7 protein-coding genes are annotated in these 12141 nt (G+C 69.9%); 3 read left to right on the top strand and 4 right to left on the bottom strand.

Annotated elements, in window-relative coordinates; translation table 11 throughout:
- Window positions 1-27: 27 nt before the first annotated feature.
- Window positions 28-540 carry a 30S ribosomal protein S9 gene (rpsI, locus tag IH25_RS0100890; RefSeq protein WP_030601145.1) on the top strand — a complete coding sequence of 171 codons (513 nt, stop codon included), beginning with the start codon at window positions 28-30 and terminating at the stop codon, window positions 538-540.
- Window positions 541-758: 218 nt separating this feature from the next.
- The gene (gene glmM / locus IH25_RS0100885) at window positions 759-2117 is read left to right on the top strand and encodes a phosphoglucosamine mutase (protein WP_030601142.1); all 1359 of its coding nucleotides are present in this window, start codon (window positions 759-761) and stop codon (window positions 2115-2117) included.
- On the opposite strand, the gene IH25_RS0100880 is transcribed toward glmM, so the two are convergent.
- The 4 genes from IH25_RS0100880 to IH25_RS0100865 form a co-directional block, all read right to left on the bottom strand.
- The gene (locus tag IH25_RS0100880; protein WP_030601139.1) at window positions 2114-3061 is read right to left on the bottom strand and encodes a DUF389 domain-containing protein; all 948 of its coding nucleotides are present in this window, start codon (window positions 3059-3061) and stop codon (window positions 2114-2116) included. The two genes, glmM and IH25_RS0100880, sit on opposite strands and share 4 nt — an antisense overlap.
- Before the next feature lie 21 nt (window positions 3062-3082).
- Window positions 3083-4051, bottom strand: a complete 969-nt coding sequence (gene coaA / locus IH25_RS0100875) for a type I pantothenate kinase (protein ID WP_037654077.1) — start codon at window positions 4049-4051, stop codon at window positions 3083-3085.
- A 138-nt stretch (window positions 4052-4189) separates the two neighbouring features.
- A complete protein-coding gene (locus IH25_RS0100870; RefSeq protein ID WP_030601135.1) occupies window positions 4190-4792 on the bottom strand; it encodes a hypothetical protein in 603 nt (200 codons plus the stop codon).
- 15 nt (window positions 4793-4807) lie between these two features.
- Window positions 4808-9529 carry an RICIN domain-containing protein gene (locus tag IH25_RS0100865; RefSeq protein ID WP_245172656.1) on the bottom strand — a complete coding sequence of 1574 codons (4722 nt, stop codon included), beginning with the start codon at window positions 9527-9529 and terminating at the stop codon, window positions 4808-4810.
- Between the two features lie 764 nt (window positions 9530-10293).
- Here IH25_RS0100865 and glmS point away from each other — a divergent pair.
- Window positions 10294-12141, top strand: a complete 1848-nt coding sequence (gene glmS, locus IH25_RS0100855; RefSeq protein WP_030601131.1) for a glutamine--fructose-6-phosphate transaminase (isomerizing) — start codon at window positions 10294-10296, stop codon at window positions 12139-12141.

The raw sequence follows: 12141 nt of genomic DNA, 5'->3' as shown, positions 1-12141 counted from the left end.
AAGACTGAACAGAATCTGAGGAGAATCGTGGCCGAGACCACTGCCGAGCAGCCGCTCGAAGAGCTTGACATCGACAGCTACACCACCGAGTCCGAGGTCCCCGTCGAGGGCGAGTACACCTCGGAGTCCCTGGCCTCCCGCTTCGGCGAGCCGCAGCCGGCCGCCGGCCTGGGCCGCCGCAAGAACGCCATCGCCCGCGTCCGGATCGTCCCGGGCACCGGCAAGTGGAAGATCAACGGTCGCACCCTCGAGGACTACTTCCCGAACAAGGTGCACCAGCAGGAAGTCAACGAGCCGTTCAAGGTCCTTGAGCTCGACGGCCGTTACGACGTCATCGCCCGCATCGCCGGTGGCGGTGTCTCCGGCCAGGCCGGTGCGCTGCGTCTCGGTGTCGCCCGCGCGCTGAACGAGGCCGACGTCGACAACAACCGCGGCCCGCTGAAGAAGGCCGGCTTCCTCAAGCGCGACGACCGTGCGGTCGAGCGCAAGAAGGCCGGTCTGAAGAAGGCCCGCAAGGCTCCGCAGTACAGCAAGCGCTAAGCTTCGCTGCCTGCTCGTACGTGGTACGGGCTTCGGCCCCGCGTACTCCGAACGCCCCGGCGGCACGCCACATGTGCCCCCGGGGCGTTCGCTTATCCCAGCCAAGGGCGTATAACGGCACAAGACGCTCAAAGGCTTGTGTGATCGGATACCGGGTCGCCTGCCACCCGACGCGGCGCGGTCCGCTTTCCGACAACGATGCTTCCTCAGGAGGACAAGTGGGACGACTCTTCGGCACGGACGGCGTGCGCGGTGTCGCCAACGCGGATCTGACGGCCGAGCTGGCGCTGGGCCTCTCCGTCGCCGCGGCGCACGTGCTGGCCGAGGCGGGCACCTTCGAGGGCCACAAGCCGACGGCGGTGGTCGGTCGGGACCCGCGCGCGTCCGGGGAGTTCCTGGAGGCCGCGGTGGTGGCCGGGCTGGCCAGCGCGGGCGTCGACGTCCTGCGGGTCGGCGTGCTGCCGACGCCCGCGGTGGCGCACCTGACCGGCGCGCTCGGCGCGGACCTCGGCGTGATGCTCTCCGCCAGCCACAACGCCATGCCGGACAACGGCATCAAGTTCTTCGCCCGCGGCGGCCACAAACTCGCCGACGAGCTGGAGGACCGGATCGAGGCGGTCTACGACTCCCACCGGCACGGTGAGCCCTGGCAGCGGCCGACGGGCGCCGGCGTCGGCCGCGTACGGTCGTACGACGAGGGCTCCGAGCAGTACATCGCCCATCTGCTCGCGGTGCTGCCCAACCGGCTCGACGGCCTGAAGATCGTCCTGGACGAAGCGCACGGCGCGGCCTCGGGGGTCTCGCCGGAGGTGTTCGCCCGGGCCGGCGCCCAGGTCGTCACGATCGGTGCCGACCCGGACGGCCTCAACATCAACGACGGCTGCGGCTCGACCCACCTGGACCTGCTCAAGGCCGCGGTCCTCGAACACGGCGCGGACCTCGGCATCGCGCACGACGGCGACGCCGACCGCTGCCTGGCCGTGGACCACACCGGCGAGGAGGTGGACGGGGACCAGATCCTCGCCGTGCTCGCGCTGGCCCTCAGGGAGCGGTCCGCGCTGCCGTCCGACACGGTCGTGGCCACCGTGATGTCCAACCTCGGCTTCAAGCTGGCGATGGAGCGCGAGGGCATCCGGCTCGTACAGACGGCCGTGGGCGACCGGTACGTCCTGGAGGAGATGAAGGAGCACGGCTACGGCCTCGGCGGCGAGCAGTCCGGGCACGTCATCATCCTCGACCACGCCACCACCGGCGACGGCACGCTGACCGGCCTGCTGCTGGCGGCGCGGGTCGCGCAGACCGGCCGTACGCTGCGCGACCTGGCCTCCGTCATGGAGCGGCTGCCGCAGGTCCTCATCAACGTGCCGGACGTGGACAAGTCGCGGGTGAGGACGTCCGCCGACCTCGCCGCCGCGGTCACCGAGGCGGAGCGGGAACTCGGCGCGACCGGGCGGGTGTTGCTGCGTCCGTCGGGCACGGAGCCGCTGGTGCGGGTGATGGTCGAGGCCGCGGACATCGAGCAGGCCCGCGCGGTCGCCGGGCGGCTGGCCGACGCGGTGAAGGCGGCGCTGGGCTAGGACCGGGCGCCCCTTCGGGGGCGTTCTCGTTGACGCTTCCAGAAGTACTTCTGGGCGAACAGGGTGACCGTTCCCGCCAGGACGATGCCCAGCAGGTTCAGCAGAAGCTGGCGGGTCGAGCCGCTGGTCTGTGACATGTCGCCGTAGGCCAGCGCCACCGCCGCGTTGGCCGCGGCCGGGACCGTGGTCACCGAGATGGCCACGCCCACCAGCGCCCCCGACTTCGCGGACGTCAGCGAGAGGATGCCGGCGATGCCGGCCAGGACCGCGACGATGAACGAGAAGGCGTCGGGGGCGTACACGAACGCGGTGTTGGGCCGGTCGCCTTCCAGGTCCGAGCGGTGGAAGAGACCGAGGGCGTCCATGACCGTGGCGAAGCCGCCCGTCACCGCCATCGCCACGGCGAAGCCCACCAGCAGCGCGGTCACCGAGCGCAGCGCCAGCCGTGGCCGGCGCCGTACCAGCGCCGCGCTGATGCCGGCCAGCGGGCCGAACTCCGGGCCGACGGCCATCGCGCCCACGATCAGGATCGCGTTGTCCAGCACCACACCGCAGGCGGCGATCATCGTGGCGAGGGTGATGAAGGCGAGGTAGGTGACCGAGAGCGTCGACTCCTCGTGGGTGGCCTCGATCAGGCCCTCCCACAGCACCGCGTCCGCGCCCTCGCCGGGCGCCTCCTTCTCGGCCTCCTCGGCCCGCCGGGACAGTGACAGGCCGATGTTCTCCACGGCGATGGAACCGGTCTCCTCCAGGCCCAGCCGCCGTAGCCCGGCGATGAGTTCGTCGCCCGCCTCGCGCGCCACGTCGCACAGGACGAGGTCGCCGGCGGGGTCGCGGGCGGTGCCGGGCAGGACGACGAGGTGGGTGGTGCCGACCGTACGCTCGATCAGCCGCACCACCTCCTCCGTCCGCCCGGCCGGGGTGATCAGGCGCAGATGCAGCATGCGCCCATCCAACCGGACCGGCTACAGCTTGCGCAGCCGCAGCCGCTGCACCTTGTGGTCCGGGCCCTTGCGCAGGATGAGGCCGGCCCGGCCGCGGGTCGGGGCGATGTTCTCCACCAGGTTCGGCCGGTTGATGGTCCGCCAGAGCATGCGCGCGTAGTCCAGGGCCTCCTCCTCGGAGACCTGGGTGTACTTGCGGAAGTACGACGACGGGTTCTGGAACGCGGTCTGCCGCAGCTTCCGGAAGCGGCTGAGGTACCAGCGCTCGATGTCCTCGGTGTTGGCATCGACGTACACGCTGAAGTCGAAGTAGTCGGCGAGACCGACCCGGGTACGGCCGTCCTTGCCGGGCAGGGCGGGCTGGAGGACGTTCAGGCCCTCGACGATGAGGATGTCCGGCCGGCGGACGACGAGGCGTTCGCCCGGCACGATGTCGTAGATCAGGTGGGAGTAGACCGGCGCGGACACCTCGTCCTTGCCGGCCTTGATGTCGGCGACGAACCGGGTCAGGGCCCGGCGGTCGTAGGACTCGGGGAAACCTTTCCGCGACATCAGGCCGCGGGCCTCCAGCTCCCGGGTGGGCAGCAGGAAGCCGTCCGTCGTGACCAGTTCCACGCGGGGGTGCTCGGGCCAGCGGGAGAGCAGGGCCTGGAGCAGGCGGGCGACGGTGGACTTGCCGACGGCCACGGAGCCGGCGACGCCTATCACGAACGGGGTGCCGGACTGGGAGCCCTTTTCCCCGAGGAACGTGTTCAGCGCGCCGCGCAGACCGTCCGTGGCGCCGACGTAGAGGTTGAGGAGCCGGGAGAGCGGGAGGTAGATGTCCCGCACCTCGTCCAGGTCGATCACGTCACCGAGACCGCGGAGCTTCTCCACCTCCTCGGCACTGAGCGGCAACGGTGTCTTGTCGCGCAGCGCGCTCCACTCGGCGCGGGTGAGATCGACGTAGGGAGTCGCCTCCGGCCTGTGCCGGTGGGCGCTCCGGGGCATCGAGGAGACCGGTGAGATCACAGTCCATTGTTAACGGAGTTTGAACGGGGTGGGGGGTGGGGTGGGTCACGTGCTTTTCCGGGGAGACCGGATCGGGTCCCTCCCCGAGCCGTCCGGGGAGGGACCCGATCCGTGCCGCTACGGCCGCTCGACCAGGTACTTCACGTTGTCAACGACGAACTCGCCGTACTGGAGGGCCGATCCGACGGCCTCCAGCCGCTGGTACTGATCCGGGGACAGTGAGGCGTCCGGCGCGCATCTCATCGTTCTGAGCAGCACCCGGAACGCCAGGTCCGGGGTGCAGCGGCGCGCGCAGTCGGTGAGCGCCGCTCGGACCTCGGGGTCCAGGAACCGTGCCGCGTCGATCTCGGCGAGGACCGCGTCGAGGCAGGCGGCGCCGTCCTCCGCGTCCGCGCCTGTGAACGGGTCTGCCTCCGCGCCCGTGGACAGCCGTGCCTCACACAGCTCGACGACCGTCCGCGTCCACTCGGCTGCCCCTCCCAAGGGCTGGAGGTCAGGCATGTACTGCGTGCCGGCGTACCAGAGCACCTCCAGCGCCGGAGAAGGGAGGTTGCCGAGAACCCGGGCATCCCGGTGTACCGCCAGCACCTCCTTGCCCCCCGAGGCCGCGAAGTACTTGGCGACGACTTCGGCGGCCGAGCCCCCGTCGTGACTCCAGTCCTGATGGAACAGACCCATCACCCGGGGCACACCGAAGTCGAAGTCCGTGAAACGCGACATCCTGCCCTCCACCTCTCACTTCGGATAACACGACTGCACATAGAAACCAGCTTTGTGGCCCGGCGCTCGTATGAGTCTGATGTGGTAGCCGTTCCCTGCGGTCTTTACGCTTTCGTCCGGATAGTAGACCTTGCCCAGGGAGTTCCTTGCGCCGAAGTACCCGTCCCAGTCCAGGTCGGGTTCCCTGGACTTTTGGAGCCACTTCGTAATCCTTTTTGCGTTGCCGGCCAGCGCGTAGTCAACGACCTGCTGGGCGGTCTGCTGGTCGACGAACAGGCTGTTCGGGGTTATACGCCCGTTGTTCCGGGCTGTCTTGGCGATGGCCAGATTCACAGCCTCCCGTTCGGTGACGTTACCGGCTACGTGCTCGTCCAGCGTGTGGGCCAGCCCCGAGAACTTCTTCCCGTCGTAGACGAGGTCATTGCAGTTGTGGGCCAGGACGGGGCTGTCCCCCGCCACGGCGTAGAAGGTGTGCAGGCCGGCGACGGTCAGGTCGTACACCGTCCGGGGCCTCGTCTCCCGCCGGTCGGTCAGTGCGGCCACGGTGCGCACGCCGCTGGGGGTGCGCAGGGTGTTTCCGGGGCGGAGATCGGATGCCATGGTCCAGCCGCGGCCGACCACGAACAGCCGGTGTCCAGGTGTGCTGGTGAGGCGGCCACCGTCGGTCAGCACCACGTCGACCAGGTCGGTGGCGTCGTGGTGGAACGTACGGGTGACGGGCTCACCCCGTGTGCGTCCCGTCTCCGGATCGGTGGCGAGCAACAGGTCGCCGGTCTGTACGTCACGCAGTGCCTTGCGGCTGCCGTCGGCCAGGATCACGTCGGTGTGGCCGGGGAAGCTGTTCACCGAGCACGCCGTACGGACTTCCTCGTAGATCTCGACCTGTTTCTCGATTGCGGCGACCGCCGTCGCGTCCACGCCTTCCAGGGCCTTGAGGGACTTGAACGCGTCCCGGACGCCGACCCCGGTGACGAACGCGGCGTCAACGGCGCGCAGGGCCTCGGCGATGGGGCGGATGATCTTTCCCGCGGAGAGTGAGATGACGTCCACGGTCGCCCAGGCGCAGCCGCCCAGGCTTCCGGTCTCGCCGCCGGGGACGATCTTCTGGGCGCATGTGATCCAGCTGCCGAAGAGGATGTCGACCGGGTCTACGTTCTCCTGGAACTCCGCGATCGTGATCGTGTGCGAGACCGTCTGGGACAGGTCCTTGACCTTGACCTGGCCCAGGTAGTCCGTCGCGTCGGTCGGGCAGGTGTACTGCTGCGGGTTCGGATCCTCCGTGGTGCAGAGATACAGGTCGAGGGTCGCCGTGAACCGGATCTTCGAGGTGATCGTGCAGTCGCCCTTGTAGAAGAGCTTGCTGATCCAGTTGTCGCAGCTCTTCGTCTTGCTGACGACCTCCGGGCTGCCGGCCCGCTCGACGCGGTCGATGACATAGAAGACGTTGCCGAGGGAGCCGCGTTCGTCGGCGACGGTTCCCGTGTCGATGCGCCTGGCCTTCTCGGCCTTCTCGGCCCTGTCGGCAGCGGCCTGGGCCTGCCTGGCGTATTCGCCGGCGTCCTTCGCGGCCTGTTCGGCCTCGGTCGCGGCGGTGTCGGCGCGGTCGGCCGCGGCTCGGGCTTCCTTGGCGGCCTGTTCGGCCTGGACGGCTGCCGAGCGGGCGGCTTCGGCGTCGAGTTCGGCGGTGTCGGCGGAGGCGCGGGCGTCCTTGGCGTGGCTCTCGGCCCTGCCCGCTGCCTTGTCGGCGGCCTCGGCGTCCTCGGTGGCCTGCTTGTCGTACCCGATGGTGCGGGTCAGCGACGAGGCGGCGGCCGATGCGGCCTTGGCGGCGTCGGCCGCGTAGTCGAGGGCCTCCTTGGAATACGTACGGGCGTTTGAGGCGTGCTGTGCGGCATTGGCCGCGTGCTGATAGGCCTCCTTCGCGTCGCCCTTTGCCTGGTCGGCGAGGTTCTTGGCGGCCTGGGCCTCGGCCGCGGCCCTCTTGGCGTGCGCGTCGGCGACGGCCTGCTGCTGTTCGGCGATCGACTTCGCCGACTGCCCGGTCAGCACGACGAGCCCGGCGGCCGAGTCGGTGCCGACATAGGGGGAACCGAGCTGGATGGCGTCGTTGGCGGGAGCGGCGACCTGCTGGGCCGCCGTATGGGCGTTCACGGCCGCCTGGGCGGTGACATGGGCGAATCCGGCGGCCTTCGCCGCGGCGGCCACCGCCTTGCCGGCCTCCTGGTGGGCGGTGTCCGCCTGAGTCTTGGCGTCCTTGGCGTGTTCGTCGGCTTCGCCGGCGAGCCGGACGGCCGTCTTCGCATCGAGGGCGGCGTACTGGGAGGCCTTGATGGCCTCCGCGGTCGCGTCGGTGGCGGTCTTGACCGCCGCGTCCGCCTTGAGTTTGTCGGCCTGGGCGGCGTCCGCGTCGGAACGGGCCCGCTTGGCTGCCGCCTCGGCGCGGGTGGCGGCGGCATCGGCGTCGGTCGCTGCCTGGGTGGCGGCATCGGCTTCCGAGCGGGCCCGTTTGGCCGCCGCCTCGGAGTCGTCGGCGGCCTTGTCCGCGTCGTTCGCGGCGGCGCGGGCCGCTTCGGCCGCGGGGCCGGAGTCGAGCGAGTCGGCGTAGGCCTCCTTGGCGTAGGCCTTGGCACGGGCCGCCTCGGCCTTCTGCTCGGCGTCCCAGGCATCGTCGCGCATGTCCTGGGCGTGGTCGCGCGCCTTGACCGCGTCGTCCCGCTTGCTCGCGGACGTCTTCTCCGCTGCCTCGGCCTTGTCCTTGGCCTCCTTGGCGTTCACCGCCTCGGACTCGGCGTTCTTCTTGTGCTCGGCGGTCTCGGCTCGCTTGACCGCGGCCTTCTCCTTCTCCGCCTGGGCCGTCTTCTCCTCGGCCTCGGCCGCGAGCCGCTTGGCGTGCGCGTCGGCGGCAGCCGCCTTGGCGTCCCCCTCGGCCTTGAGCGCGTCGGCGAGCCTGGCCTCCGCGGTTTCCTTGTCCTGCTTGGCGTTGTCCCGGTGCACCCTGGCGGCGTCCGCCGCAGCCTTGGCCTGCCATTCGGCAGCCTTCGCGGCCTCCTTGCGGAACTCCGCCTTCGCCTGTGCGGCCTGTGCCAGCGCGCGCTGGGTGATGGTCGCGCTGTCCCCGGCGGCGGCACGGGTCGCGGCATCGGCCGTCTCACCGGCCTTCTCCAGCGCCTCCAGCGCGGCCACCGCTCCCTTGGTGACCTGGTCCTTCTGCTGGCCCACGAGGAGCCCGCGGCCCCGTGGTGCGCCATTGGTGTCCGCGATGCCGTACGCGGCCTGGATCGCCGCGTCCGACGAGGCCGCGGCCCGTCGCGCGGCCGCGAGCTGGGACTTGATCACGGCACGTTGCGGCCCGACGTTTTTCTGGGCGGTGACGATCGCGGCCTTCACCTTGTCGAACTGCGCCTTGTCCGGGTAGTCCCACGTGGCGTCACCGTTATGGCCCGAGGGGGTGATGTCGAACTTCTGCGCGTCCGTGCCGTTGCAGGTGTAGAGCTGGGCGTCGTTGCCGCTGGCGAAGGTGTGCAGGTCCAGGCACTTGCCCGTACCGGTGTTCTTCAGGCTGGTGGTAGCGCGGATCGTGGTCTGCCAGGTCTGGGACGGAGCCGAGTTGCACGACCAGATCTGGATCTTCGTGCCGTTCGCCGGACTGTTCTTGTCGACATCGAGGCATCTGTAGGTCGCCAGGTTCATCAGCGAGAGGTTGTCGTCGCTGCCGCGGAGCTCCCACTGCTGCGCCGGCGAGCCGTTGCACGTGTAGACCTGGACCGGCGTACCGTTCTGGTCCTTACCGCCCTGGACATCAAGGCATTTGCCCTGTGCGGCGTGCACCTCGATGACGGTCGGACTGGTGCCCACCCAGCCGACGCCCCCCGGCATCCAGTAGGCCTGCCACCGTGCCAGGCGGTCCGCGGTCCAGGAGTTCCCCAGGAGGTCGCCAACGGCCTTCGCGCCCTTGGCGAGGGCGTCGACCGCGGTCTTGTTGGCGTCGATGATCTGGTTGCGTTGAGTGGCCTGGGAGGCGATTTCCTGCTGCCACTCGTCGGCGGCGGCGGACGTGATGTCGTCGAGCACGTTGCCCGGGACCAGCGGGTCACGCCAGCCGCACGCGGCGAAGCGTGTCTTGATGTCCTCCACGGCGATACGGAACTCCGGCGTACCCGGCTGCGGAGCCGTGCGCGGGAATCCACCGGAGGAGAGGAAGATACGTGCATCGTCCGCGCCCATGCCGTCGATGGGGTCGAACAGGTAGTCGAAGGCCCGGTACTCGTCGTACGCACGCTCCCATGCGGACTGCTCCAGGGACGATTCGGGGAGTTTCCCGTACAGCGGGCCGCCGAGTTCCTCGACCGCCTTGCGGGTCTGGTCGTCGGCCTGCGGAGTGGCCTCCTTGTAGAGGTCGTAGTCGGAATCCCAGTGCCGGGCGGCCACCCAAGCGGTCAGCCCCGTTCGGTTGTAGAAGCCGTCCTTGCCGTCGGGCGGGGTGGAGAACTCGAGGGAGGCGAAACCGCCGGGAGCCGACAGGCCTTTCAGGGGCTTCGCCCAGGCGGCCCGGAGAGCGTCCAGTTCGCTCATTTCCCGGTCGGCTGCGTCCCGGTCCTTCTTGAACGCGACGGCGAGCGGGGTCTTCTCCCAATGCTGCCGGTCGGCAAGGGTGTGCAACTTGTCGGCGGGCTGGTTCAGGCCGTCCTGGGCGGTCGCGGCCATCGACGCGCCGCCCAGCCGCAGGACGTCGTTCATCAGGCACTGGTCCTGCCGCAGTTGTTCCGCGGCGGTGTCCTCGAACCACCCGTAGCTTCCCGCCGGTTCGGCGGACAGCCGCACCGAACCGGGCTGTACCGCGATGCCAGCCACGACGGCCAGTGCGGCGACGGAGGTCACGGCGGACGCCGGTCCGCGTAATCTGAGTCTCCTGGGCGGGCGTGAATGTGCTTTGAGGCGCACGGAAGAGTCCCTTTCTGCATGCGTCAGGGGTGCGGGCCGGAAGGCGGCCGCAGGCACGGAGAAGCGGTGGTGCCGGAAAGCGCCTCAGAAGCGCGGCATGTGAGAGACGTCGGTGTCCGCGGTCAGCCGGTGCGACGGCATGGTGGTGCGCTCCCTCCCCGTGAGCGACACCGTTCCCCCGGCCGCTCGGTGGTGCGCGTGAGGACGGAGGGGGTCAGGCTCCGTCGGCGCGCGGCGATACCTTAGGCAGGCACGCGCAGGTTCGGACAGGCGTTTGCTGTCCGGCCCCATGCGGACTGGCGCAAAGTCGTGTGCCCTCCTGTGCACGGCCGTGGCCGCCGAGGTGCCCGCCGACCAGCTCTTATTGATGTGTGGATGCTGTGCGTTTTCTGTGTGAGCGCTATGTCATCTGTGTGATGGTCTTCTGATGTTGACCGGCTTTCGCCCCCCCGTGTCGGTGCCGAGCGTGTGCCCCTGACCCTTCGTACGACGGTGGGAATTTCCGATTCCGGGCAAGGTTCGGGCGTTTCTGATCGGTTGTGGCCCTTAGGCTGCCGCTCATGTGCGGAATCGTGGGATACGTAGGGTCACAGTCGGCGCTGGATGTCGTGATGGCCGGGCTGAAGCGGCTGGAGTACCGGGGCTACGACTCGGCCGGGGTAGCCGTGCTCGCGGACGGGGGGCTGGCCGCCGCGAAGAAGGCCGGGAAGCTGGTCAACCTGGAGAAGGAGCTGGTCGAACGGCCGCTGCCGACCGGCTCGACCGGCATCGGGCACACCCGCTGGGCCACCCACGGCGGGCCCACGGACGCCAACGCGCACCCGCACCTGGACAACGCCGGCCGGGTCGCCGTGGTGCACAACGGCATCATCGAGAACTTCGCCGTGCTGCGCGCCGAACTCGAGGAGCGCGGGCACGAGTTGACCTCCGAGACGGACACCGAGGTCGTCGCCCACCTGCTCGCCGAGGAGTTCTCCGCCACCGCCGACCTCGCCGAGGCGATGCGGCTGGTGTGCCGCCGGCTGGAAGGCGCGTTCACCCTGGTCGCGGTGCACGCCGACGCACCGGACGTGGTGGTCGGCGCCCGCCGCAACTCCCCGCTGGTGGTGGGCGTCGGCGAGGGCGAGGCGTTCCTGGCCTCCGACGTCGCCGCGTTCATCGCCCACACCCGCTCCGCGATCGAGCTGGGCCAGGACCAGGTGGTCGAACTGCGCCGGGACGGCGTCACGGTGACCGGCTTCGACGGCCGCCCGGCCGACATCCGCTCCTACCACGTGGACTGGGACGCCTCCGCCGCCGAGAAGGGCGGCTACGACTACTTCATGCTCAAGGAGATCGCCGAGCAGCCCAAGGCCGTCGCCGACACCCTGCTCGGCCGCATCGACCCCAGCGGCTCGCTGACCCTGGACGAGGTGCGGATCAGCCCCTCCGAACTGCGCGAGGTCGACAAGGTCGTCATCGTCGCCTGCGGTACGGCCTTCCACGCCGGCCTCATCGCCAAGTACGCCATCGAGCACTGGACCCGCATCCCCTGCGAGGTCGAGCTGGCCAGCGAGTTCCGCTACCGCGACCCGATCCTGGACGGCCGCTCCCTGGTGATCGCCATCTCCCAGTCCGGCGAGACCATGGACACCCTGATGGCGCTGCGGCACGCCCGCGAACAGGGCTCCAAGGTGCTCGCGATCTGCAACACCAACGGCTCGACCATCCCCCGCGAGTCCGACGCCGTGCTGTACACGCACGCCGGCCCCGAGGTCGCCGTCGCCTCCACCAAGGCGTTCCTCACCCAGCTCGTCGCCTGCTACCTGGTCGCCCTGTACCTCGGCCAGGTGCGCGGCACCAAGTGGGGCGACGAGGTCCACGCGGTCATCAAGGACCTCTCCCGGATCTCGCACGAGGTGGAACGGGTCCTGGAGACCATGGAGCCGGTCCGGGCGCTGGCCCGCACCCTGGCCACGAAGAACACCGTCCTCTTCCTCGGCCGGCACGTCGGCTACCCGGTGGCGCTGGAAGGCGCGCTGAAGCTGAAGGAACTCGCCTACATGCACGCCGAGGGCTTCGCCGCCGGCGAGCTGAAGCACGGCCCGATCGCGCTGATCGAGGAGGACCTGCCGGTGGTGGTGGTCGTACCGTCCCCGCGCGGCCGGTCCCTCCTGCACGACAAGATCGTGTCCAACATCCAGGAGATCCGCGCGCGCGGCGCCCGCACCATCGTCATCGCGGAGGAGGGCGACGAGACGGTGGTCCCGTACGCCGACCACCTGATCCGCATCCCGGCCACGCCGACGCTGCTCCAGCCGCTGGTGGCCACCGTGCCGTTGCAGGTCTTCGCCTGCGAGCTGGCCACGGCCCGGGGCAACGAGGTGGACCAGCCCCGGAACCTGGCGAAGTCCGTCACCGTGGAGTGA

The sequence above is a fragment of the Streptomyces achromogenes subsp. achromogenes genome (assembly GCF_000720835.1).
Taxonomy (GTDB): Bacteria; Actinomycetota; Actinomycetes; order Streptomycetales; family Streptomycetaceae; genus Streptomyces; species Streptomyces achromogenes.
The sequence above is the reverse complement of the archived record's forward strand: the minus strand, read 5'-3'. Positions and strand labels throughout refer to the sequence as shown.